General features: G+C 41.6%; 18 protein-coding genes and 1 pseudogene. 7 read left to right on the top strand and 12 right to left on the bottom strand.

The genetic code is table 11. The features are described from left to right. Window positions 1-104: 104 nt before the first annotated feature. The 7 genes from V7K27_RS26125 to V7K27_RS26095 form a co-directional block, all read right to left on the bottom strand. The gene (locus V7K27_RS26125; protein ID WP_334951163.1) at window positions 105-2096 is read right to left on the bottom strand and encodes an MASE1 domain-containing protein; all 1992 of its coding nucleotides are present in this window, start codon (window positions 2094-2096) and stop codon (window positions 105-107) included. A 454-nt stretch (window positions 2097-2550) separates the two neighbouring features. Continuing rightward, on the bottom strand, window positions 2551-3405 hold the full coding sequence (gene purU / locus V7K27_RS26120) for a formyltetrahydrofolate deformylase (protein WP_334951161.1): 855 nt from the start codon (window positions 3403-3405) through the stop codon (window positions 2551-2553). Window positions 3406-3431: 26 nt separating this feature from the next. Further along, complete coding sequence (locus V7K27_RS26115) at window positions 3432-4055, bottom strand: DUF4340 domain-containing protein (RefSeq protein ID WP_334951159.1); 624 nt, start codon at window positions 4053-4055, stop codon at window positions 3432-3434. A 148-nt stretch (window positions 4056-4203) separates the two neighbouring features. After that, on the bottom strand, window positions 4204-5922 hold the full coding sequence (locus tag V7K27_RS26110; protein ID WP_334951192.1) for a GldG family protein: 1719 nt from the start codon (window positions 5920-5922) through the stop codon (window positions 4204-4206). A gap of 71 nt (window positions 5923-5993) precedes the next feature. After that, a complete protein-coding gene (locus V7K27_RS26105; protein WP_334951157.1) occupies window positions 5994-6368 on the bottom strand; it encodes a four helix bundle protein in 375 nt (124 codons plus the stop codon). Window positions 6369-6483: 115 nt separating this feature from the next. Then, window positions 6484-7296: an ABC transporter permease gene (locus V7K27_RS26100; RefSeq protein WP_334951155.1), complete on the bottom strand. Its 813-nt coding sequence runs from the start codon at window positions 7294-7296 to the stop codon at window positions 6484-6486. Then, window positions 7297-8307: an ABC transporter ATP-binding protein gene (locus V7K27_RS26095; RefSeq protein WP_334951153.1), complete on the bottom strand. Its 1011-nt coding sequence runs from the start codon at window positions 8305-8307 to the stop codon at window positions 7297-7299. A gap of 352 nt (window positions 8308-8659) precedes the next feature. Here V7K27_RS26095 and V7K27_RS26090 point away from each other — a divergent pair, with 352 nt between their 5' ends. Further along, window positions 8660-8917 carry a hypothetical protein gene (locus V7K27_RS26090; RefSeq protein ID WP_334951152.1) on the top strand — a complete coding sequence of 86 codons (258 nt, stop codon included), beginning with the start codon at window positions 8660-8662 and terminating at the stop codon, window positions 8915-8917. A 362-nt stretch (window positions 8918-9279) separates the two neighbouring features. Here the strand turns inward: V7K27_RS26090 and V7K27_RS26085 are convergent, their stop codons facing one another. The 3 genes from V7K27_RS26085 to V7K27_RS26075 all read right to left on the bottom strand — a co-directional run bounded on the left by V7K27_RS26085 (window position 9280) and on the right by V7K27_RS26075 (window position 13564). Beyond that, window positions 9280-11016 (bottom strand): diflavin flavoprotein, encoded by a 1737-nt coding sequence (locus tag V7K27_RS26085; RefSeq protein WP_334951151.1) that lies wholly within the window; start codon window positions 11014-11016, stop codon window positions 9280-9282. 208 nt (window positions 11017-11224) lie between these two features. Further along, entirely contained in the window at window positions 11225-11737 is a 513-nt protein-coding gene (locus tag V7K27_RS26080) for a phosphate-starvation-inducible PsiE family protein (RefSeq protein WP_334951149.1), read from the bottom strand. A 96-nt stretch (window positions 11738-11833) separates the two neighbouring features. Then, on the bottom strand, window positions 11834-13564 hold the full coding sequence (locus V7K27_RS26075) for a diflavin flavoprotein (protein WP_334951148.1): 1731 nt from the start codon (window positions 13562-13564) through the stop codon (window positions 11834-11836). A gap of 435 nt (window positions 13565-13999) precedes the next feature. Between V7K27_RS26075 and V7K27_RS26070 the strand changes: the two genes are divergently transcribed. The 6 genes and pseudogenes from V7K27_RS26070 (at window position 14000) to V7K27_RS26045 (ending at window position 21613) form a co-directional block, all read left to right on the top strand. Further along, entirely contained in the window at window positions 14000-14959 is a 960-nt protein-coding gene (locus V7K27_RS26070; protein WP_334951147.1) for a 1-aminocyclopropane-1-carboxylate deaminase/D-cysteine desulfhydrase, read from the top strand. A gap of 108 nt (window positions 14960-15067) precedes the next feature. Next, window positions 15068-16858: a GmrSD restriction endonuclease domain-containing protein gene (locus tag V7K27_RS26065; RefSeq protein ID WP_334951146.1), complete on the top strand. Its 1791-nt coding sequence runs from the start codon at window positions 15068-15070 to the stop codon at window positions 16856-16858. A gap of 742 nt (window positions 16859-17600) precedes the next feature. Beyond that, window positions 17601-17810, top strand: a pseudogene (locus tag V7K27_RS26060) (magnesium-protoporphyrin IX monomethyl ester (oxidative) cyclase); the annotation flags it as partial. 460 nt (window positions 17811-18270) lie between these two features. After that, window positions 18271-19308: an NADP(H)-dependent aldo-keto reductase gene (locus V7K27_RS26055; protein ID WP_334951145.1), complete on the top strand. Its 1038-nt coding sequence runs from the start codon at window positions 18271-18273 to the stop codon at window positions 19306-19308. A 361-nt stretch (window positions 19309-19669) separates the two neighbouring features. Next, complete coding sequence (locus V7K27_RS26050) at window positions 19670-20791, top strand: aryl-sulfate sulfotransferase (protein WP_334951144.1); 1122 nt, start codon at window positions 19670-19672, stop codon at window positions 20789-20791. A gap of 156 nt (window positions 20792-20947) precedes the next feature. Continuing rightward, window positions 20948-21613 carry a glutathione S-transferase family protein gene (locus V7K27_RS26045; protein ID WP_334951143.1) on the top strand — a complete coding sequence of 222 codons (666 nt, stop codon included), beginning with the start codon at window positions 20948-20950 and terminating at the stop codon, window positions 21611-21613. Window positions 21614-21976: 363 nt separating this feature from the next. On the opposite strand, the gene V7K27_RS26040 is transcribed toward V7K27_RS26045, so the two are convergent. Together V7K27_RS26040 and V7K27_RS26035 are read right to left on the bottom strand one after the other, a co-directional pair. Continuing rightward, entirely contained in the window at window positions 21977-23563 is a 1587-nt protein-coding gene (locus tag V7K27_RS26040; RefSeq protein ID WP_334951142.1) for an NCS2 family permease, read from the bottom strand. Window positions 23564-23674: 111 nt separating this feature from the next. After that, window positions 23675-24586 (bottom strand): LysR family transcriptional regulator, encoded by a 912-nt coding sequence (locus V7K27_RS26035; protein ID WP_334951141.1) that lies wholly within the window; start codon window positions 24584-24586, stop codon window positions 23675-23677. Window positions 24587-24787 lie beyond the last annotated feature (201 nt).

Genomic DNA, 24787 nt, shown 5'->3' with positions numbered 1-24787 from the left:
CCAACGCTAGTAGGGAAGGGGCTGGGGGTTAGGTCTGTATTGCACACTCAACAGAGAAGCGCTATATATCATGCCCCATGCACTCGTGCTGATATTCTACTTACTTAAGCAATTCTCTGAGCTTTTACAGGAATCTCAATCACAAACTTTGTGCTTTGCCCCAGTGTGGACTCACACCAAAGATTACCGCCATGATTCTCAGTTACAATTTGATAGCTCATAAACAAACCCAAACCAGTGCCTTTACCAACAGCTTTGGTGGTGAAAAAAGGATCAAATAGTTTAGAGCGAATCTCTTTTGGAATGCCTATCCCATTGTCAGAAATCATAATCATCACTTGGTTTGTATCGATTTGACGAGTCTGAATCCAGATAGCATTGGGGTTGGCTGAAATGTCTGGGAACGATCGCCCCTGATTAGATTCTTCTAATGCATCAACAGCATTGTTCAAAAGATTCATAAACACTTGATTCAGGGAGCTAGCATCACATTCAATCAGTGGTAAGTGACCATACTCTTTAATAAGCTGGATCTGTGGGCGATCGCCTGTCGCTTCCAATCGATGTTGCAAAATCACCAAGGTACTATCAATCCCTTGATGAATGTCTACCGCTTTCAATTCTGATTCATCCAAGCGGGAGAAGTTTCGCAGCGATAACACAATTGTACGGATGCGCTCGGTACCAATTTCCATCGACTGAAGAATCTTGGTCAAATCTGACTGTAAAAAATCCAGTTCAAGCTTATCCAATTCTGCGTCCAGGGCTTCAGGTGGATTGGGATAGTGTTGTTGGTAAGCTTGCAATGCTCTCAACAAGTCTTGGATATACTCAGAAACATAAGTCAAGTTGCCATGAATAAAATTAACCGGGTTATTGATTTCATGGGCAACCCCTGCCACCATCTGTCCCAATGCAGACATTTTTTCACTCTGAATCATCTGCAATTGAGTGCGTTTGAGTGTTTGTAGGGCTTGCTTAAAAGTTGTATTCTTTTGATTCAATTCTTCAGTTCTCTGCTGAACTCGAACTTCCAGAGTTTCATTGGTTTTAGCTAATTCGGCAAAAGCTAAACGCAGTTTGGTTTCTGCTTGTGTTCGTTCGGCGATCGTTGCTGTCAACACCAGAATGGTGAGTGTAATCACGCCAATGAACGATTGCAGTTGCATCAAAGATTCGTTCAGATCCGCAGTCACAAAACCACCTTTTCCATTGACGGTTGCAATCACTGCGATCGCAGCCACAATAAAAGTTAACAGCGTTGCACCCGGTTGCCCCAGTCGAAAGGCAGACCAGATCAACGTCGGAATTAACATATACTCTAGGTGATATCCCTTACCAAAAGCAACTTTGGTGATCAGAATGACCAACCCTATCAGGATAACTGGCTCTACGATTAACCAGAATCTTAAAGGGTGTGAGTTTGCTCTTGAGTGTTGAAGATCAGGGAGATTTTCAGAATCCTCTGAAGTTGAACTCAGGGATAACCATTGCCAGATTGGATGTCGGTTTTTTTGAATGAATTGCCCCCAACTAAGCAGAATCGGGGTGACGATAAAAATTCCCGAAACATTAGAAATCCACCAGGTTAGCCAGACCATCCCATACGCTGTCCAAGGAACTTTACCACTCAACGCCAAGGAAGCCACTCCCACAGTTGCATTGACGATCGGCCCTACCATGCCGGTTAAGATCAAAAATTTGAATACGTTGGTGACACGTTCTAAGGGATAGTGATAGTTGGTAGTTTTCCGCAGCAGGAAGGCACCCAACAGAGTCCCCAGGGTTGTTCCGATCGCAATTAACAGAACTGGCAGCGTTGAAATCACCAGGGATAAGAAACTAGTTGGATCTTGGAACGCCCAGAAGTTGGCGAGAAATGAACCCAGCAAAACACCGTACCCCATCCAGTTACCAAACAACAGAACACCCCCAGTAGCAATTCCATCTGGAGGCCAAACTGGAGTCACATTCTGGGGTGTGGAGGCAAGCTGCCGGGAAATTTCAGCCATTCCATAATAAGCGATCGCTAAAACAATGATGCCTCCGATTTGCCTTAGCCGATGAGGGAATATAAAGGATTTTTGTGAAATCATCTGTTTAGTGGCTGCTTGATATCAAGGTTCCTTGTCTTTACATAGAATGCCCTTTTCCCTTAAGGTCGGAACATAAAGCAGCCATGAAAGTAGTTTACAAAAAGAATTCAGAAGTCAGAATTCAGAATTCTGAATTCTAACTTTAGGAGGATGATTTTATACCCTGGCTTTTAACCGTAGTGGAGAAGTTGTCCACAGTCAGCTAAAACAGCTACGGCAATTCGGGAAATAACTATTTTTATAAAAAACTCCACCCACAAGGGGATGGAGTTTTTAGTCATTAGTCATTAGTCATTAGTACCAATGACCAATGACTTTTGACTAATGACTAAAGCGGCGGGGCGGCTATCCCTCTACAGACACCTGGGGATGGAGTTTCCCGCCGCTTTCAATAAAGTCCTCCGACTCGGACTTTGTTTGTATAGCTGCGAATTACATTCGTTCGGAGATAAAATCACTCAAATACTACTGTTCTATTGCCATATACTAATACACGATTTTGCAAGTGCGATCGCACCGCTCTTGCTAATACAACTCTCTCCAAATCTTTGCCCTTTCTAACCAGATCATCAACTTCATCACGGTGACTGACTCGCACCACATCCTGTTCAATAATTGGCCCTGCATCTAAATTAGCAGTGGCATAATGAGCCGTTGCCCCAATAATTTTTACCCCACGTTCAAAAGCTCGGTGATAGGGATTTGCTCCGATAAAAGCTGGTAAAAATGAATGATGAATATTGATAATTTGCGGAAATTGACTAATAAAATCTGCACTAATAATCTGCATATATTTTGCCAATACAACTAAATCTATTTTGTACTGGCGTAGTAATTCTAGTTGTTGGGCTTCCTGTTCTGATTTATTCTCTTTAGTAATAGGGATATGCTGGAAGTCGATATTAAATTGCTCTGCCACTAACTTTAAATTAGAATGGTTGCTAATAATTAAAGGAATTTCAGCAATAAATTCTTTAGCGCGTTGTCGCCAAATCAAGTCAAATAAACAATGGTCTTGCCGACTTACCCAAATAGCAATGCGTGGTACTGTATCAGAAAAACGTATTTCCCACTTAGCGCCTACAGGTTGAGCAATTGCATTAAATGCAGGGGCAATAAATTCTCGTGGTAAATTGAATCCATCTAATTGCCATTCAATGCGGGTAAGGAATAATCCAGCAGCAAAATCTGTATGCTGATCTGCATGGATAATATTACCACCATTAGAATAGATAAAATTGGCAAATTTCGCCACCAGTCCCCGTTGATCGGGGCAGGAAATCAGCAATGTTGCTGTCGGATTTGTCATAATAATATCGCCACATTTTTAATTAATTATTTGCTGTTTGTCGGACTCGGTTTAGGAATGGTGAGCTGAGGAAGTTTCTGACTATTATCTACAGGTTGCTTCCACTCTGATAGTTCCCGATTCACGGCATTTGCAAAATCTGTAGATACCAACAGCACATTTATATTCCCATCGGGTTTAGCAGCAGGGTCAGCTTGAGCATACAAGAAAGTACCGTTAAAGTTAGATTTACCCAAAATCAACTGATGGCTTTGTCGGTTTTTCAGAGTGATATTGATAGTTGCTTGGGGTTGAACTAAGCCAAATTCTCCAAGCTCTTTTGCTGGAGTTGATAAAGTGCTATCGCTCTTACCTTTGACCAACAAATCCATTAAATAAGAAACAATAGCATCATTTGCTGGTTCCGATACCGGAGATTTGATTAACCACTTCGGATTATTAGATTCAGGGTTACGTTCCAGATTCAGGGTGAGTTTTTTTGTCTTGACTGTTAAAAACTGCACATCATCTACGGCAAAAGAGAAAATTTGCTGCTTTTGCTCCTTAATTTCTTCTCGCACAGTCGCACCTCTAATTTCATAGAAGTAAACAAAACCACCTAAACCCAGCGCTAGCAGTATCAAAATTAAAGTTGTTCGCGGCAATTTCATTTTTTAATCATTTGTCATTTGTCATTTGTCATTTGTCATTTGTCATTTGTCATTTGTCATTGGGCATTAGTGAAGAGTTAATATTGATAACTCCAAACTCTTGTACAGACGCGATTAATCGCGTCTCTCCTAACTCATAACTCACTTCTTACCGTCGTTTCCACCAGATAATAACTGCCGCCACCAACCCAATTAAAGGTAAAACCAACAAAGACGACAATATTAAAAGATTGGCTTGCGTAGTAGTCAAGGTTATTCTACGGTTTTTCGGTTCTTTGGGGCGAATAGAAAGGGGTTGCTTCTCCTGTTGACTCAGCCAAGTAACTGAGTTGAGAAATACATCTCCATTTAATTGCTGTTGAAACAAGCCATCGGTGGCGAAGCTAGAATTTCCTAAAACCACTAACCGGGACTCGGTGGCTGTTTGAGATGAGGGAGATGAGGAAGTAGGGGGAGATGGGGGAGATGAGGGAGATGGGGGAGATGAGGGAGATGAGGGAGATGAGGGAGATGGGGGAGATGAGGGAGTGGGGGAAGTTTTGCTTTGAGTGGTTGGTGATGGTAGGGGTGAAGGTGTCGGTGAAGCTTGGGAAGTGGAAGTAGATTTGGTTGGTAGTTTTCTTGTTAAGGCTACGCCCAAGGTTAGAGGGCCTTTGAGGTCTTTATCTGCATTAAACTCCAATTTTTCGCTTTGGAGGTCGCTTTCTGCCCAGCTGCTGGGATAGGGTTTGGTTCGCAGCAGTGGAGTAGCCTCAACACCAGGTACAGAGGTAATTTGCAGCGATCGCGCAACCGGATAAAAAGAAATGCCGTTAGCGAAATCTTTGGTAATTGGATGTTGTCCGTATTCTGTCACTAAGGGCGCAGCCGGGCCAAGTCCCACGCTATCTTTTGAGACATCTACTGCTAAACGATTATCTAGACGAACACCCCACTCTTGTAGCAAGCTGTCAACTTTGGGATCGGTATTGGGATCAATCATCAGCAGTAAGTTACCGCCCCGATTAAGATATTCTCGCAAGGCTTTGACTTCACCTTCAAACAGCCCTCGCTTGGGACCAGCTACTATTACGACAGCCGCATCTTGAGGAACTTTGGAAGTTTCTGCTAGATTTAGGGGTGATGTTGTAAAACTTTTATCACCTAATCCCTGAATCGCTTGTGATATTGCACCTTTCCCAGCCGAAAGTTGGCGTTCGCCATGACCTTGCAGTAAGTAAACTTTGGCTGTGGTTGAATTTGTTAGTTGTTGCAGGCGACTAGTTAATCTAACTTCCGACAGGCGCTCATTTTCATTTACTGTTTGTACTAGTTGCCGTTTATTCCCAGATTCTAGGTAAACTTCCCCATAATCTTTAACGCCAAACTTTTCTGCAAGTCCTGGTCTAGCTTGGGGGTCGATGTACTCATATTTAAATTTTGAACTTTGCCTCTGATAATTTTCTAGCAGTTCTCGGTCTTGGGGATTCTGGCTAATATCAAACACCCACACTTTAACTGGCTGTGGTAAGACACTCACTAATTCCCGTGACTGGGGCGCAAGGGTAAACAATTGAGTTTCTGTTAAGTCTGCCCGCAAGTGATAGCGAGTCCCTAAAAAGTTAATCAATCCCAAAATTGCCAATACTGCCAGAGTCGCTATTAGGGCATTAGTCCCAGCTTGGGTAGAACGACGCTTCCACCAGTTAGTTTGGTAGCTTTGCCATATTATCCACAACCCACTGATGACAATTCCCGTAATCAGAAATGCTAATGGAATTAATCCCCACTGTTCAGAGACTAATCCAACTGTTAAGCCAACAGTAATTAGGAACGGGCCAAACAAAAATAGATATTTCCACAGTTTCTTTTTTGCAATTATCTTCATATTATTTGTCATTAGTCATTAGTCATTAGTCATTAGTCATTAGTCATTAGTCATTTGTCATTAGTCATTTATCATTTGTCATCTGGGACATTGCCAATTGAGTTTAGGTAGGAGTTTAATTTTGGCGCTAGTTCGTTAATGATTGTTTTGATTGTATTTATCTGCTCGGTAGTTAAAAGGTTGCGAGTGTAAGCCCGTCTTAACCAATGTTGAGTTTCATTCAAAGAGCCTCTCGCTATTTTTATGAAACGTCTATTGTCTTGAAAACTACCTCTTCCTAGACCTTCCGCTATATTCGCACCGATACTATCGGCTGAACGTATAATCTGTTTACCAATCGTATCTTTTGCAAAAAAATTCCATCCTTCAACAATTTTCCAAATCTTATCTGCTAATTTTTCTGATAATTGATAAACCTGTAATTCTTGGAAACGCTTTGTTGCCATTTATTCAGTTGTCTTGCTGATTTCTAGTCACTCAATTTTCGTGCATATATTTTTACTTGTCACTATTTTTTGACAAATGACAAATGACAAATGACAAATGACAAATGACAAATAACTATTGCCTTTGAAAGCGTAGTGCATCAATTGATTGGGCGGTAAGAAAAATGCCCAAAAAAATGTAACTGGCGAATAAAATTAAGGCGCTAGTATCAAAAATGCCTTGAATTAAGGTGTTGTAATGTTTTAGCAACGACAGATAACCTAATGCTTCGCCCACGGGTCCAGGGACAATTTTGCCGATTAAATCAATCAATAACAATAATAAGATTACTGCAAAGGTGAGAACGGCAGACAGAATTGTGCTGTCTGTTAATGAGGAAATAAACATTCCTACAGATAAAATTGCTGCTGCTAGCAAGATTAATCCCAAATGACCCAGCAAGGGAATTGAGAGCGTCATTGGTGGATTTGATCCACTGATTGCGATCGCTTCCAACACTAGCATGGGTACAACTATTGTGGTAAAAAATGTGATCACGCCTAACAACTTACCTACAGCTACCGCCCAATTGGTGATTGGTGACGTGGCTAACAGTTCTAAAGTGCCCCGCTTACGTTCTTCGGCATAGAGTCCCATTGAGAGAATTGGCAGGATAAACAACAATAGCCACCCCATACGATCCAAAAATGCTCGCACAAATTCGTAAGGGACATCTATCGGCGGTACTGGCACTCCCTGTTGTTGCCCTTGTAAATCTATTGCCGCGACTCCGGTCAAAATGCCATCTGGCCCTAGCAAAATCATCACGAAAAATAAGCCCGCGATGAACCAAAATATGCATGCGATCGCATAAGCCAAAGGTGATACAAAATAACTCTGTAACTCTCGGCGATAAATGGCAATAATATTACTCAGCACTATACCCATTTACGCTGCTTCTCCTTCGTTGTCTGCTGCTAAGTCTACCTCAGTCTCGAAATTCTTTTCTTCTGTGGTCAGTTGCAAGAATACATCTTCTAAGGTGGCGTTAACACGCCGCAGTTCATGTAAACCGAATCCTGCACGCACTAATGTTGTGGCAATATCGCGCCCTGGTTCTTTTCCCGGTTGCGATATCACTCGCAGATAAGCGCGGTTTTCCTGCGGTTGATGACCGTGCAATCCGGCTGTCGGAATTGATTCTACCAGACTCACACCCGCGACTTTTTGCAATACCTGTTTCGCTAGGGCTGCTTCTCCTTCTATTTCCAATTCATACCCTGAGCCGCCTGTCAACTGTGCCATTAGATTATCGGGTGTATTAGTTGCCACAACTTTGCCGCGATTGATAATAGCGACACGGCTACAAGTCATGCTTACTTCTGGCAGAATGTGCGTGGAAAGAATAATTGTGTGAGTCCCAGCGAGGCTTTTAATTAAATTCCGCACCTCAATTATTTGTCGAGGATCGAGTCCAACGGTGGGTTCATCCAAAATAATCGCTGGTGGATCGTGGACGATCGCTTGAGCAATTCCTACCCTTTGGCGATATCCTTTAGAAAGTTTGCGAATAATCACTCGCCGCTTATCTTCTAAATTACAGCGTTCGATCGCAGCTGTTACTTTATTGGGGCGATCGCCTGCTGATACTCCCTTAATTCGGGCGACAAAATGTAAAAATCCCTCCACCGTCATTTCTGGATATAATGGCGGTGTTTCGGGTAAATAACCAATTCGTTGGCGCACAGCCAGGGAATTTTCATGGACATCATAGCCAGCAATCCGGGCATTTCCATTTGTTGCCGGTAAATAACCAGCCAGAATCCGCATAGTTGTGGTTTTACCAGCGCCATTTGGCCCCAACAACCCTAAAATCTCCCCCGGTTCGACGCTAAAAGTGACATCAGTAATCGCTGGGGTGGAACCGTATATTTTACTTAGATGCTCAACTTCAATCATAAATTTACATATAATAACAATACTTTCAGCCTTCACTCCCTTAAAGATGCTCACCTGATGCTCAATTACCCTGGTTTATGTGTTTGAGATGAGTTATTAGTAGATTTTCATACTCATTAACTATGCTCAACCCTTGGAGCGAGAATCTTCCTCTATCTTATATGTCTAAAGTTGTTGGAGTAATTAGACATCTCAAAGATACGTGGCTATGAGGATGTAGACACACTAGACATATATAACTTAGGGTAGCCGCATAAATAATGACGATGAAAAAAGTATGTATATTGATTGTACAGACCTTGGTGGTAAGAAAACGATACGTATCAGTGCAAACAAGAAAGGGGAATCAATTATGCCGAAAATAAGCTTTGGAGACTGGTTACGTTCTCAATCTGGGGAAGACACTAATATCGGTGACTTAGCGGTTGACTGTAAGCGCACAGGATGGAATGGACACACCTATGATTCTCTGATAGATGACATAGACTCTATATCAGGGCATTACCTAGCGCGTGAGGCGGCTTGGGACGCTTACGAAAAGTTCTATGGACATAAACACACAGAACACGAACAACATATACTTGATTGGGCTTTTTTAGTAGAGAAGTAACATTGTCAGCCGAAACAATGCTATTGCAACTCTAAGAGGATGTTTGAAAAGTCCTCTTCACGGTAGCAAAACGTTTTAGATCCCCCTAAATCCCCCTTAAAAAGGGGGACTTTGATTCCGGTTCCCCCCTTTTTAAGGGGGGTTAGGGGGGATCAATAAGTGCAAAGATACAGCGAAAAACTTTTCAAACAACCTCTAAAAAACTTATGTGTACCTGACTTTTCACGTTATGTAGGAAAGCCCACAAAAAACCTAACCCCCTAACCCCCTTCCCGACGCTCTAAGGGGGAAAATTCTATTTCTCTCTCCTAAAAGGAGAGAGAAATAGAAGTGAGGTTTTTGAAATACCGTGAAAAGTCAGGTTAATAATAGCTGCCAGATTTGCGATGCTCTAAAGCAGTGACACCATCATTTTCCAAGACTTCACCGTGATTGATGACGGCATAAATTAACCATCTATCGCCACATTCAAGCTGATTTTGCACCGTACATTCTAAATAGGCTAATGCCTCATTCAGAATCAAACAACCATTAAGAGCAGTTTGTGTGGCAAGATTTGCAAAGGGATTATCTCCTAAAGTGCTGTGACGAGAAAAATAGCGTCGCACATTTCTTCCTTCTTTGAGGATATTCAGCACAAATTTATCACCAGGATGATGCATTAAATCTGCATTTTGCTCGTTAGCGATCGCAATCATAATTCCTGGCGGGTTAAAAGTTGCCTGCGATACCCAAGAAGTTAAAACGCCTTTGTGGGTTTCTTCATCACGAGTTGTCACAACACATAGAGAACCAATGATCCGCCCCACAGCTTGTTCGGTACGATCTACATGGGTTTCTGTCACAATCTGCCGGGAAGTACGCAGTTTTTTGGTTTTCTTCAAGTTTTGAGCAAAGGAAGCACCTGCTTCTTGACACTGCTGGAGAATCTCAGGAGTAGGACTGAAACGCACCCGAATTGTTTCAAATCCTAGTTGATAATTAGCATCTTTAAGTTTGCTTTCTAGTAAATCAATTGCCTCTCCACTCCAACCGTAAGAACCAAACACCCCTGCTAACTTAGTTTTAGCCGTCGCCGAGAGGACTATTCCTAAAGCAGTTTGAATTTGAGTCGGTGCATGTCCGCCTAAAGTGGGTGAACCGATAATCAAACCATCGCAGGTTTCTACAATGCGGCTAATCTCCGCAGAGTCTGCTAATTCACAGTTAATCGATTCAACATTAATTCCATTTTGAATCAAACCTTGAGCGATCGCATTCGCCAGAATTGCTGTATTACCATAAGCAGAAGCATAGAGCAAAGCAACACGCAATTCTTGAGATTTTTGACCTTGACACCATTGACGGTAATCATAGGTAAAACGACTAAGGCTGTAACGAACAACCGGCCCGTGTGCTGGGGCGTAACATCTGGCTCCCAAAACCGACAATTTATCTAAGGCTACTTCAACTTGTTTGGCTTGGGGCGCATGGAGACATTCAAAATAGTAACGACGTTCCGCATCTAATCCCTTCCAATCTTCATCAAACAAGGTATCTTCGCAAATATGAGCGCCAAAAAGTTTGTCTGTGTAGAGAATTTTTGTGGCAGTATCGTAGGTACAAAGTCCATCCGCCCACCGAGGAGTTGGTACGGTGATAAATGATAGATGATGTTCTTGTCCTAAATCTAAAGTATCTCCCGATCGCACCGCTTGAATACGTGATTCCCATTCAGGAAAAGCGGTTTTTAGAGCATTGGCGGCGGGGCGAGAACAAATTAGAGTCACTTGAGGAACTTGAGAAAGCAATACTTGCAAGGTGGTTCTACGGTTGGGATTGACATGACCGAGAACAATATAATCTAGGGTAGTAAAATCTAGATGTTGCGCCAGTTGCTGAAGGTAAATTTCGGTAAAAGATTCACCAGGAGGATCAATTAAAACCTTTTTATCAGCTTGAATCAGATAAGAATTCGCCGTAGTTCCCCGTTGGCGGGAATACTCAACCTCAAATTTTAGTCGTTCCCAAGTCCGCGATCGCAGAATCAGAGTATTTTTACCAATTTCAGCAACCTGCACATCTCTAGGATGGCTGGTAGTTAAAGTATTTGCAGACATAATAACCTCATAATGGGGCATTGGGCATTGGGAATTGGGCAATTCAATTTTGGATTTTGGATTTTAGATTTTGGATTAAATTTAAATCTAAAATCCGTCTTAAAAAGTTTGCTCAACGGCGGGAACCCCCGCACGCAACTTTTGTCTCCGACACGCTACGCGAACGCAAAATCTAAAATCTAAAATTCTTACTCCCCACTCCCTACTCTTAATGACTATTGGTTTGTATGAATTCAGACTTAGCTTGGTTTTTATAGCGTTTAGATACTTCTTGTTCCGGGTCGATACCTTCAAAGGTTGGAGGTAGCCAAACTCGGAGGAACTGTAGTATTCCTAGCACTAATAAAAAGGCGCAAGTTGCTAAAACTTGACTCCAACTTGTTTCTAAAACACCTTTAACAATGACTTCTCGCAAGGCGGAAACGATAGAAACTTCAACAGCTACCCCAATAGATACTCGATGTTCCTGTAGGTAAATAATCAGCAGTCGGAATAACTCAACTAAGATGAGTAAAAAGAGAATATCGGCAGTAACAGCATGAAAATCTAGAGGTGGAAGTAAGGAGAGAAACATATCTTTCACCTGAAGCACCATGAAGCTAAATAAACCGATACACAAACAAATCACAATCACATCTTGAATAAATTCCAAGGTTCGCACGACGCGCGCTCGATTGATTTCGTACATGTTAATTGTGGTATTTTCAGGAGATTTATACATAGTTTTTTGGGACTTTGTAGAGACGCGATTCATCGCGTCTGTAGGAAGCAGGGGAAAATAATGACAAATGACAAATGACAAATGACAAATGATAAATTAGTAATGATTGCCAATTTTGCGGTGATGGGTGGCGGTAAGTGCATTTAGCTTGGCAACTCTTCCAGTTTGAACTGTGCTATAAATTACCCAATGATCTCCACAGTCCATGCGGCTAGTAATTTCACATTCCATGTAAGCTAAAGCTTCAGCTAAAACCGGCGATTCATTGGTGGCTGGATATGTTTTCACTCCAGCAAAACGGTCTGCACCAGGAGCAAAACGCTTCAGAAAATGTTTCATTAATCCTTGATATTTGCCTTCTTCTAAAACATTTAAAACAAAGCGATCGCCAACGTGCATCAAGGATTCAATTGCCCGATCTTTGGATACTGCGATCGCCACTCCTAAAGGCTCAAGACTCGCTTGTGTTACCCACGAAGCCAACATTGCACTCTGAATTTCTCCTTTTTTGGCAGTGATAATATACAATCCCGTGCTAATACGTCCTAAAGCTTTTTCTAGCTCAGTATTGATAGATTTAATCTGTTTAATGGTGCGATCGCGTGTCAACCATTGACCCATATCTGTCCCCGCTTCATCACAAAGTTTTTCCGTTGCTTGAGTAGGAATTTCCTTGACTAATATAGGAGGAAAACCTTCAGTTAATCCTAATGCTTGAAACTTATTGCGTAAGGGGTAAACGGGTTCATCTTCTCCACCTCCTGACTCTAATAAACCAATTGTCTGTTTCTTGTGAACAGCAGCTAATATCGTACTTAAAGCAGCTTGAGCCACCATCGAAGATTGGGCTGGCATTCCAATTACTAAACCAGAAGCTTGTGCAACTAATTCTCGAACTTCTTGAGGCTCGGCACTATTAAGAGCTACTAATTCTACTGCCACCCCTGTTTTCGCACATCCATGTGCTATGCTGCTAACTAAATGCTCACTATAGCCGTAATCTTCAACATAAAATAGGGCCACTAATGTCTCTGTTTTTGCTTGTTCTAAACTCCAGTTTTCATACCGTCCCAGCCATTCGGATATATAGTGTTGCAATAAAGGGCCATGTCCGGTGGCAACTGTGACTATTTCTAACTTTTCAATCCGTTTTAAAGCTGCCAAAACAGACCGGGCATTGGGTCCCATGAGACAATCATAGTAATATTTAAAATCCTCCTCTATTGAGGTAATATTTTCATCATAGGTGTGGTCATCACAGTAGTGCATCCCAAACACATCACAGGTGTAGAGAGTGCAAGTTTTGTGGTCATAAGTCAAGATTGTGTCAGGCCAGTGTAAGTTAGGCGCAGAGATAAATTCTAATTCGTGTCCGTTGCCTAAATCTAATCGCTCTCCACTTTTCACCTGCATTGATTTAAAAGGCTGGTGAACCATATTTTCTAGAAATTGAATAGCTACCTTAGCACCGACGACAGTAATCGAGGGAGCTAATTGTAAAATATTTTTCACTAAGCCACTGTGGTCGGGTTCTGTGTGGCTAATAATCAAGTAATCTATTTTAGTCGGATCAATCAATCCCACCAGTATCTCAAGATATAGTTGCTCAAACTTGCGGTGAGATGTGTCAATTAAGGCAACTTTTTGCCCCTGGATTAAGAAAGAATTATAGGTCGTTCCATTCCGTAAACCAAACTCGATATCAAAACGCTCTCTATCCCAGTCAAGACAACGGATAGCAGTTGTTTGAGGAGCAATTTCAACAGTTTGAATCGTCAAACGTCCTGGATTGGAAATAACTTGAGTAAGTTGTGTGAGTGCAACCATTTATTTTCTCCAAAAAAATATTATCTGCTCTGGAGCAAGTGTTATGTTTCTTATATTTACCTGAAATACTCAATTAGTAAAATGCCAATTTCTAAAGCTAACCATCAGAAAGATTTATCGAACAGAATTCAGGAGTCAGGAGTCAGAATACAAGAAGGGTATTGTTACCGAAAAAGCGGATGAATAATCGGCGTTTTTGCACCCCCACGAAATTGAAAATTTGGTGGTGCAACAATTCCTGCGCCGGTCCCAATCCCCGACTGAAAGATTGGGACCGGAGCTTGTCGTTTGTCTCCGGCTCCGCTCCTGAATTCTGAGTTCTGAATTCTTCTTTATTTTGATTGACTTACCATTGAATTACTCAATGTTTACCATTACTTTTATCTTCAATAATCAACGTGAGAGAATATAAATTCTAAGTTATAATGTTTAGCGATGTCGTTAATATTTTTTCCTCCTCCTCTACAGCAAATCAACAGCGAAATCGCCCGCCACGCTGGTGTTGATCTGTATGTGCTGCGCCTCGATCTCATGCACCCGTGGGTTAACGGCAACAAGTGGTTCAAGCTGAAATACAACCTTTTGGAAGCCCAGGAGAAAAATTTCACGACGCTGCTTACTTTTGGCGGCGCTTATTCCAATCACATCTATGCAACTGCGGCGGCTGGTAATCTTTTCGGTTTTTGCACCATTGGTGTAATTCGTGGCGAGGAGAGGCTACCACTCAACCCGACGCTGAGTTTTGCTGTACAACAGGGTATGGAGCTTGTGTACCTGAGCCGTGAAACGTATCGACAGCGCAACACAGTAGCGCTACAGGAATATCTGCAACAACGCTTCGGTGAGGTGTTTATCATTCCCGAAGGTGGTAGTAATTTAAATGGTGTGCGCGGCTGCACAGAGATAGTTAGTAATGCGATGCCTACGGCTGGCTACGCCTACGCATTTGATTATATATGCGTAGCCTGCGGTACGGCTACCACACTGGCTGGTATTGCGCTATCGTTACATCAAAACCAAAGAGCGATCGCTTTTCCCGTATTGAAAAATGCGGCTTTTCTTGCACAAGAAATCGAAAGTTTATTGACAAATTACCTCGCATCTGATTTACCCGCACCATATACCTCACCGGCTGACTGGGAATTAGTGTGTGATTACCACTTTGGCGGCTATGCAAAAGTGAACGACGAGTTGCTACAGTTCAGCCAGCAGTTCAGGGAGGAACATGGCGTACCCCTTGATTACGTATATACGGCTAAAATGTTTTACGGAGTGATGAATTTACTAAAGCAGGGATTTTTTTGTAGAGGCGATCGCTTGTTGCTGATACACACAGGAGGCTTACAGGGCAACGTTGGCATGGAAGGAAGATTGCAGAGATTTTCTCAAATCTGAGTTGCCACTTAATTTAATATCAGTTACCTTTGTATGGAATTTTACTGAAAAAAGTTAAATTCACACATCAACCTTGATATTTACTCAACGTTAGGTAAGGTTAATTTAATGTCTACATACACTGATCGCATTCAGCCAACTAATTCTGCCATTGCTACCTATTTAGATAATCTTTTAGCTAGAAAGTATCAAATTCCCACTTTTCAACGAGATATTGTTTGGGAGAAAGAGAATGTTAAAAAGCTCTGGGATAGTATTTATAAATTTTACCCTTTAGGAAGTATTTTAATTTGGAAAACTAGTACCAAGCTTGAAAGTCATAGAGAAATAGGGGGTATTAAGCTTGCTGACGATTTTTCCTCTAACGAATACCAATATATTTTAGATGGACAACAAAGAACAACAGCACTTCTAACCTCAATATATGGAGATAAGAATAATATTTATTGTAAAAATAAGTTTAACCCAGCGTTATATGTAGACTTGACTATTAAATTTACTGATCCTACAGATGATACAAGTTATATCGAAAGATTTCTATTTTGGGATGAAATAGATGATAACAATGGGCAAAATAAATTAAACAAGGCTAAAAATAAACGTTATGAGGAAAAACTGATAGTCAAGTTAGAAGATATTAAAAATGATTATGGCAATATTGAAAGAAATCTTCATAAATGTGGCTATGGTGACTTTGAGCATCCTTATAGACAACAGCTAGCGAAATGTAAAGAAGTTTTAGATAATTATAGAATGTCCTTTATTGAGTTACGAGGTATTGAAGTTGCAGAAGTATGCCAAATATTTGAGCGGATTAATCAAGCTGGCAAACCTTTGAATATCTTTGATATTGTGGTAGCTAAGACTTTTCGTATTGAAGACAAAAAGAATAATATTTCTGGGTTTTACCTTCGGGAATTGATTAATAATTTTAGAGAGTCTATTGCTAACAGTCTGTATACGAGTGTTGATGATTGGACATTACTTCAGATGTTAGCTGTAGTAGTAAAACTTGAATTCCCCGATGCAGGGATACAAAATATTACTGATATATATCTTAATAAGCTAAAAACAGAACATATTGAAGCTGTATGGTCTAATTTTCAGAAAGCGATCGCTAAAACTTTTGATTTTTTTGATAATATTTTGCATATTAAGGGTGGAAGATTAATTCCTTACCGATATTTATACCTGACTATCACAGCATATTTTTATCGTAATTCTAAACCAGATTATAGTTTTTTAGATAAATATTTTTGGTATTATAGTTTTCATAATGCAGACTTACTAACAAACACTACTCACCTCTGGAAACATATAGACTTTGTTAATCAACAAAAGGCTAATAGTACTTACTCATTCAATCAATTTGATATTGATAAGAATTCACTCAGAAAATCTTTCTATAGTTATAGAGGTCGCTTATCCAGAGCAATACTATCACTTTACGCAAATCAAAAGCCGCAAGATTGGGCAAAACCTCACAGAGATGTTTTGTCTGATGTTTATTATCAGCTAACAGATAAACCTAACTTGCACCACATATTTCCAGTTAACTTTATTAAACAGAGTAGTATTGCTAGTCAAATAGAATCTGACAGCTTGATGAATATTGCCTATCTGTCTCAAATAACTAATCTTAAAATTAGCGATAAAAATCCATTAGATTATCTCAAAGAATATGACGAGCCTGGTTTAGAAGAAGTGCTACGCTCTCATCTTATACCTACGATTATTCTTGAATGGTCAAGAGCCGATGCACTTCCTGAACACGCCCTGACTATTTTTATTGAAGAAAGGGTAAACCTCTTACTAGAGGCTTTGAGGCTGAAGTTAGAAGGCATTGAATTTAATGTTTTTGATATGGCTAATCGCACAGAGAATATCATGTCCGCATAATTAGTTATGATTCCCACAGTCATTGCACCCCACACACCAGATGCAACAAGAGTGGCTCGCCGCCCAACGCACTGGCTCCCCTTAATCCCCTTCCCGCTTGCGGGGCTACCGTGTATACACAAGTCGGAAAACCTTATCCAAATTGACTCTCAACCCACAAATCAAAACCTCTAAGTTCAGCATGAATTGCTGCGATCGCACCCGTGAATCCTGGGGTATCGTGTTGGTAGGTGATGTCAGCAATATTGGGTGATTTCTAGATTCTTGCAGAGAATTATCGGAATGACGACCATGTTAAAACCTCTGAAACTTTCACTAGGGGTAATTAAACTAACTATATAGCCATAAAGCGATGATATTGATTTAGTCTAGAGAAGTTTCAAAACTTAATACATTATTTAAGCCCAAGTCCTGAAATGCTTTGGGTTTGTACTTTATAGGACTTACGCATTGACAATAAATACCAAATATGAATCAAGGTTAAAAACCATATCTTTCGTAAGGGCACAGCATTGCTGTGCCCCTACAGCATGATCTATTTACGATCGCAGGATAATTAAGAAAAGCCTAAAACAACCTCAAGATCGTTAATGTACATCACGATGCATTTGTACAGTGCGTAAGTCCTATTTAGTGCATTCGGCCATGGTGAATTTTCTCCTTTACTGAAGGATTGTAAAGAGGTCTAGACAAAGAACCACATTTAACATAATTTAATAGTTATATAGCTATTAGTGTCAGCGCCGATACCGAACATCCCAAATTTTTCCCACGTCTGCAACGCTGTGCAGGTTACAACTTGAAAATTGCCGAGATTGAGGAAAGTTCTCTGCCTAAAGTTGTGAAATTGATTCGCAAACTACCTTTGATTGCAGCAATTGTTTGGAATCTAGTGTTGGTTTACCTGATCAAACCCATTGATACTGAGGCTTTGCGGGGAACCGTGCGTTAAATTTGGAGAGTCAGAAGTCAGAATTCAGGAGTCAGGAGCGGAGGCGGAGACGCTCTGCGCCTTGGCTTCAGAATCAAGTATTTAGACAAAGTATTTTGAGTATAAATTTGTAAATTTTATTTAAATACGGTAATTTGATGCAAATACCGTAGTATTATCTAAATAATTCTGATTATCGAACAGCAATATTGGCGCCAGTCGTCAGAATTCAGTTGGGTATTGTTACCGAAAAAGCGGATGAATAACCGGAGTTTTTGCACCCCCACCAAATCTATGATTTGGTGGTGCAACAATTCCTGCGCCGGTCCCAATCCCCGACTGAAAGATTGGTGAATTCTGAATTCTGGATTCTTCTTCAATTCTGTAAACAACAATAACTTACTGAACAAGGAGTAATTTATTTTCTAATATTAATTGCGTAAAAATCTTGTCAATTTAAGAACAAACATAAACCAGAAATATGCGGTACAATCAGCTAGGTAATAGTGACCTAAAAGTTTCCGAAATTTGCCTTGGCACAATGACTTATGGGCAGCAAAATACTATTGAAGAAGCCCATCAGCAGCTAAATTATGCGATTAAACAGGGAATTAACTTCATTGATGCGGCTGAGATGTACCCAGTACCAACCAGTGCTGAAACCTATGGCTTAACCGAAACTTACATTGGAGAATGGTTAAAACATCAGCAGCGAGATCAACTAATAGTTGCTACTAAAATTGCGGGGCCGGGTCGCGGCTTTAAATGGGTACGCGGTGGAGCTAAAGCCATTGATCGGGATAACATCAAACAAGCTGTAGATGATAGTCTGAAAAGATTGCAGACAGACTATATTGATTTATATCAAATCCATTGGCCGGATCGTTATGTACCACGTTTTGGGCAAACAGTTTTCGACCCAGATCAGGTAGGAGAAGCAGTTACCATCACTGAGCAACTAGAAGTTTTTGCTGATGTCATTAATGCAGGTAAAATTCGCTATATTGGCTTAAGTAATGAAACCCCTTGGGGTGTTACACAATTTAGTCAAGCAGCGAAACAATTAGGATTACCTAAAGTCGTCTCGATTCAAAATGCCTATAATTTACTCAATCGAATTTTTGATGGCGCACTTGCAGAAGCAGTTTATTACGAAAACGTTCCTTTACTAGCTTACAGCCCTTTGGGATTTGGCTATTTAACTGGTAAATACCTCAACGGGAAACCAGAGAAAGCAAGAGTTACTTTGTTTGAAAACTTTGGTCAGCGATATTTAAAACCAAATGTTAGGCAAGCAGTAGCAGCTTATGTAGAAATTGCCAAACGCCATCAACTAAATCCTGCACAATTAGCGATCGCATTCGTGCGGAGTCGTTGGTTTGTCGCTAGTACAATTATTGGTGCTACTACACTAGAACAACTCAAAGAAAATATAGACAGTATCAACGTAGTTCTTGATCAAGATATCTTGGCTGAATTGGATTCAGTTCATACTCAATATCCGAATCCAGCACCATAGGAGTCATGTTAGCCCGTGCTAAGTTTTGAGTGCAGAAAAGTAGGTTGGGTTAAGCGCAGCGCAACCCAACAAAGCAACGTAAATTTTGGGTTTGAAAACAGTCTCTAGCCCTTATACCATTTCTTTGTAAAGCTGCGCCAGACCCTTTTAACTTCTTTCTTTCTTCTCTGCGAGAGGCTACGCGAACGCGTCCTTTGCGACGGCAGTCGCTACAACGGGGGGAACCCCCGCAACGCGCTGCCTCTCCTTTGCGGTTCGTTTTTCTTTCTTGTACTTAAATATGGTTTAGCGCATCTTCATACAGAATTGGTATTAATCCCTAATCCCTTATTTACACAATTCATGATAGCCATTTAAAATTATGACGATCGCAACAGCATCAGTTGAGCAAAATACTATTCGTCGCCGTGGTACTGGTTTAAGAGCTTATAATCCCGACAAAGTATTCAAGGGTTATACACTTTTTACACCACTTACAGGTAACGGAGAAGTATATCTTCTGAATCTAGAAGGAGAAGTAGTACATCAATGGAATCTGCCATATTCACCGGGTTTATATGGTTATCTTTTACCCAATGGCAACCTTTTTTATAATGGTAAGACGTTAGATATTCCGCCACATTTTCCTTTGTGGGCTGCTTTTAAAGGTGGCGTTGTTTTAGAAGCAGATCCCAAGGGAAATATTATTTGGGAGTATAAACATCCAGATCATCATCATGACGGACGCAGACTACGCAACGGTAACACGATTTTATTAGCCATTGAAAAGATACCTCAGTCTTTGATTCCCCGGATCAAAGGCGGTGTAACGGGAACGGAAGCAGACGGTGATATCTATGCTGATGTACTTTATGAAGTTACCCCTGGGGGTGAGATTGTTTGGACTTGGCATGCTCACGAACATCTAGATCCAGATATTTTTACTATCACTCCCCAAGATCAACGACATGAATGGACTCATGGTAATACTGTAGGCGAACTCGCGGACGGCAATATTATAGTTAGCTTTCGTAACATCTCTACCGTAGTAATTGTCCATCGCCAAACAGGAGAGATTATCTGGACACTTGGAGATGACGTATTAGCACAGCAGCACTTTCCTAACGAATTAGCTAACGGCAATATCCTAATTTTTGATAATGGCGCACATCGCCGTCACACTGCTCTCAATTTCTCTCGTGTGATTGAAGTAAGCCGTCAAACTAAAGAGATAGTTTGGGAGTACACTGACAACCCACCTCAAAACTTCTTCAGTTCGTATATATCAGGCGCACAGCGTCTAGCTAATGGCAACACTTTAATTACAGAAGGTGCTTTCGGTCGCATATTTGAGGTGACAGCTACAGGAGAAATTGTTTGGGAATATGTCAATCCTCACTTTGCCGTGAGGAATCTTGGTGAGAAATCAGCAGTAGCTAGTGGGGAGCAAAATTCAGTCTTCCGTGCCTTTCGTTATGCACCTGAAGAAGTGCCTTGGCTCTAGTTCAATTTTAGATTTTGCGTTCGCGTAGCGTGTCGGAGACAAAAGTTGTAAGGAGGGTTTCCCTCCGTAGCAAACTTTTCAAGACGGATTTTGGATTTTGGATTGAATTAATTGCCAAAGCTAATAAACCAATCATATTTATACAGGAAGATCAAGATGGCTGAAATCAAGATATATAGCGCAGTGGTTTGCCCTTATGCTCACCGTTCGCGTTTAGTACTTCAAGAAAAAGGCATCGATTTTGAATTGATTGAGATTGATTTGCAGAACAAGCCGCAGGGATTTACAGATATTTCTCCTTATGGAAAAGTGCCTGCGATCGCACATAATCATCACCGAGTTTGGGAATCGGCAGTAATTAACGAATATCTCAATGAGGTATTTCCTAATCCGCCGCTTTTACCCAGTAGTCCCATTGCTAAAGCCCAGGCTCGCATCTGGATTGATTTTGCTAATACTCGATTTGTTCCGGCTTTTTCTGCTCTCTTGCGTAGTCCCGATATTCAACAGCAAGAAGCAGCTAAACAAGAACTATACAAACATCTGGAATTTATCGAGAATGAAGCTTTAGGGAAGTTATCAGAAGAAGGTCCTTACTGGTTTGGCGAATCCGTCAGCCTGGTTGATTTCACCTTTTACCCCTGGTTTGAGCGTTGGCCTGCACTGAAGCACTATCGAGGCTTTGGGATACCAGAGGAATTTACTCGTCTACGTCAATGGAAAAAGGCTTTAAAACAACGTGATTCTGTGGTGGCGATCGCTAATAGCAAGGAGTTCTACATAGAGCGATATGCTAGATTCGCTACTCCTGTTGCTGTGTAGAACACCAATTCAGCAATCCTCGAAGAACCTCTCCCCCAACCCCTCTCCGTTGGCGTCAGCCTGCCGTCAGGCAAGCGGAGAGGGGAGTTTGGCTCCCCCAACGCTAGTAGGGAAGGGGGCTGGGGGGTTAGGTTTTTGATTACTGAATCGATGCTCTAGCACTGCTTTTTGCTAGTCAAAATAATTTTATCTTTCCCTAAGTTTTCGCCGCGCAAAATCTTTTTGAGTGGCGAAAAACTAAAAAAAATTGCCCCGCTAATTCATTCTGAGTTCTGACTCCTGACTCCTGAATTCTGTTCGATAAAGCTGATAATTTAGAGCAAGCGATCGCTTATTACCAACAAGCTCTGAAAGTCTCTGGTATCAAGCCTTACGTCTTTCTTGCCAATCGACATAGAAAAAGAGAATTGCAAGCAAAATATAGCCAATAGCCCAAGGCGAACCAGTTCCCCAGCCGAAATTAACAACTGTATCTGCGACAGTCCAACGATAACTGTGCATTAACCCAATCCAGGAAATTACAGCAGCGATCGTAGACCAATAGGCAGCTTGGCGAAACTTTCGCTCAATAATGTAAACTGTAATACCAGCTAAAATCATCGCTGAAAAAATAAACCCTTGCTCAAGAGCAAAAGCGCCATCAATATAGGTATCGCTCAACCGAAACTGCTCAATCAAGGTTGGTGTGAAAGGTCTTTCTGGTGTACCCAAACCTGCTGCCCGGAGTGCATTTTTCGCAATTAGCGCACCCCAACCAGCAATGCCGGGTAATAGACCAACAACCACAGCAGGTGCATGGTGCGATGGGGTGGCTGTAAAGCTTTGAGCGACAATCACAATCCCAATCCACAACACAATTGCCATCCCAGCTTCAATGGGGACAAAATAAGCCAGCATTGCCACAGTTCCAGTTAGGCACAGCAAGCCCATGATTATCCCATTGAGGATAGAGTAACCGACTCTTGCTCCCAAAGCTTTCCAGCCAGGATGACCAATATAAATAGTAGTCGGAAAACAGGAACCACAAATAGCAGCAACCAATGTACCAATACCATTTACCGCCAGACAGGGAGCAGCAGGATAAGTATCACCAGCAGCTTCTGCACTTTCTAAATTCTGGAGACTGCCAACAAGATTAAATAACCCCATTGGTAGAATGATACTGAAATATTCGACCAAGACTGAACGACCGCTCCACAATTTTCCCAGCCACAAAGAAGGTAGATAGAGCCTTATTGGTTCCAAGGCAGCAGCAAACTTGGCATTATCCCAACTTACCAAACCTGTTCCCCAGGCAAGGGCAATTCCCAACAGAACAGCCAACAAGCCGCCGGGGATGCCAAATCGGACTCCTCCAAAATAAGTCAGCAGAATCACCCCTAAAGGCACCAAGCCAACTACGGGATTGGCAAAGGTACGAAATAGAAAACCAATGGCAATAAAAGTGATGGCAATACCGCCCAAAGTGGAAAGCAGTGCCGCACGGGGGGCGAGGCTGCGGAGTCTCTCGCCAACAATAGCCCCGGCAAGTTCTATCAAACCAGAACCAAAGCAAGCCACCAGTCCTGCTTGCCAAGCTAATTCAGCAGCTTGTTCACTAGATGCACCACCAGAAATTGCGGCCAATCTTACAGGCAACATCACGAGAAAAATATAAGCAAAAAGGCTGATGGTGTTAATACCATAGGGCAAAGCAGTAATATCATCTCGTTGTTCACGTTTGCCTTGCTCTTTGGCTAGCCTTGCGTAATAGAAGTTGCCGACAATCAAACTTATTGCAACTCCTGGCAAAATGCGTTCGTAGACTAACGAGGCCGGAAAGCCTAGCACTCCTTGGCACAAACTGACAATCAATAAAATTTGAATAAAATTATCAAGCGCCAGCCCAAATAAACCATCAATGTCTCGGCGAACGAACCAACGGGGTACTCTGGTTGTAGCGATTTCCATTGTTTTACTTTTGCTTTGCCAATTTTCTGGCAATGGTCTTGCCGCTTTCAGAATACCAGCAATGGTAGTGAAGGTGATATGTTAACGCTCAGATTGATCAAGCTGTTACACTTACCATTCCTGGGCAGCTTGTTTAACTATCTCCAGAAACCTCAGCACGGTTGGGGATATCTCGTTTTTTCGCCAAATTATTGCGATCGCAACGCCAACGTCTGCAACGATCGCTACTTTCGACATAGGTTCTTGTAAAGTTTTATAAACTACCCCAATCCGTTGCAGGTTTTGCAAAGATGCTGGCACGATCGCAACGCCCATCTCGGCTGCTACTAGGCTGACAATCGTTTGCATCTGGATAGCTTCTTGGGCAACCTTGGGACTAAAGCCTGCTTGTTGGCAAAGACTGATAATTAAGTCGTAAAGTCCTGGTGCTAATATTCTGGGAAATAAAATAAACGGTTCATTGGCAAGGGATGTTAAACAAACATTAGATTGACTTGCTAGTAAATGTGCTTCAGGTAATGCCACCATTAGCGGCTCTTGAAAAATTGTTTCGCAACTAAATCTATTTTCTTCAACAGGTGGACGGAGGAATCCCACATCCATTCGACCTTCTCGTAACCACTCTAACTGTTGATCTGTAGTCAGTTCATGCAACTCGATGCTCACACCAGGAACGGAACTACGAAAAGTCCGCAGAATAGTTGGCAAAATATTATACGCCGCAGAACTAACAAAGCCGACCACCAACTGTCCAATTTCGCCCCGACTGGTTTGCCGCCCAACTTGGATTGCCTGTTGTAATTGCCTCATAATTTGCTGAACTTCATCGAGAAATACTTGCCCCGCTTCTGTTAACTGCACATTTCGTTTCGTGCGGTGAAACAGTTCAAAACCCAATTCCTTCTCTAGCTGCCGAATTTGTTGACTTAGGGGAGGTTGGGCAATGTGCAATCGTTCTGCTGCCCGTCCAAAGTGTAGTTCCTCTGCCAAGGTGACAAAGTAGCGCAAGTGTCGTAGTTCCATCTGTTATCTGAATTAATATCTTTAAAATATTAGTTAAGGTGAAAATATATATTGGACATAATTAAAAATCTTTTTTACTGTGATGAATAGGCGGTGATCAACACACATCACCAGGCGACTAGAAGTCGCGGCTACACAGGCAAAACCCACCTACGTGGGTTTCAAATCCTTAATTTAGTGTTAGTCCGCGCAGGCGGACTT

The sequence above is a fragment of the Nostoc sp. genome (genome assembly GCF_036919575.1).
GTDB lineage: Bacteria > Cyanobacteriota > Cyanobacteriia > Cyanobacteriales > Nostocaceae > Nostoc.
The sequence above is the reverse complement of the archived record's forward strand: the minus strand, read 5'-3'. Positions and strand labels throughout refer to the sequence as shown.

Bases quoted from the DNA above. Each gene is read 5' to 3' on its own strand.
- V7K27_RS26125 (WP_334951163.1), bottom strand. From the start codon at position 2,096: ATGATTTCACAAAAATCCTTTATATTCCCTCATCGGCTAAGGCAAATC.
- purU (WP_334951161.1), bottom strand. From the start codon at position 3,405: ATGACAAATCCGACAGCAACATTGCTGATTTCCTGCCCCGATCAACGG.
- V7K27_RS26115 (WP_334951159.1), bottom strand. From the start codon at position 4,055: ATGAAATTGCCGCGAACAACTTTAATTTTGATACTGCTAGCGCTGGGT.
- V7K27_RS26110 (WP_334951192.1), bottom strand. From the start codon at position 5,922: ATGAAGATAATTGCAAAAAAGAAACTGTGGAAATATCTATTTTTGTTT.
- V7K27_RS26105 (WP_334951157.1), bottom strand. From the start codon at position 6,368: ATGGCAACAAAGCGTTTCCAAGAATTACAGGTTTATCAATTATCAGAA.
- V7K27_RS26100 (WP_334951155.1), bottom strand. From the start codon at position 7,296: ATGGGTATAGTGCTGAGTAATATTATTGCCATTTATCGCCGAGAGTTA.
- V7K27_RS26095 (WP_334951153.1), bottom strand. From the start codon at position 8,307: ATGATTGAAGTTGAGCATCTAAGTAAAATATACGGTTCCACCCCAGCG.
- V7K27_RS26090 (WP_334951152.1), top strand. From the start codon at position 8,660: ATGCCGAAAATAAGCTTTGGAGACTGGTTACGTTCTCAATCTGGGGAA.
- V7K27_RS26085 (WP_334951151.1), bottom strand. From the start codon at position 11,016: ATGTCTGCAAATACTTTAACTACCAGCCATCCTAGAGATGTGCAGGTT.
- V7K27_RS26080 (WP_334951149.1), bottom strand. From the start codon at position 11,737: ATGTATAAATCTCCTGAAAATACCACAATTAACATGTACGAAATCAAT.
- V7K27_RS26075 (WP_334951148.1), bottom strand. From the start codon at position 13,564: ATGGTTGCACTCACACAACTTACTCAAGTTATTTCCAATCCAGGACGT.
- V7K27_RS26070 (WP_334951147.1), top strand. From the start codon at position 14,000: ATGTCGTTAATATTTTTTCCTCCTCCTCTACAGCAAATCAACAGCGAA.
- V7K27_RS26065 (WP_334951146.1), top strand. From the start codon at position 15,068: ATGTCTACATACACTGATCGCATTCAGCCAACTAATTCTGCCATTGCT.
- V7K27_RS26055 (WP_334951145.1), top strand. From the start codon at position 18,271: ATGCGGTACAATCAGCTAGGTAATAGTGACCTAAAAGTTTCCGAAATT.
- V7K27_RS26050 (WP_334951144.1), top strand. From the start codon at position 19,670: ATGACGATCGCAACAGCATCAGTTGAGCAAAATACTATTCGTCGCCGT.
- V7K27_RS26045 (WP_334951143.1), top strand. From the start codon at position 20,948: ATGGCTGAAATCAAGATATATAGCGCAGTGGTTTGCCCTTATGCTCAC.
- V7K27_RS26040 (WP_334951142.1), bottom strand. From the start codon at position 23,563: ATGGAAATCGCTACAACCAGAGTACCCCGTTGGTTCGTTCGCCGAGAC.
- V7K27_RS26035 (WP_334951141.1), bottom strand. From the start codon at position 24,586: ATGGAACTACGACACTTGCGCTACTTTGTCACCTTGGCAGAGGAACTA.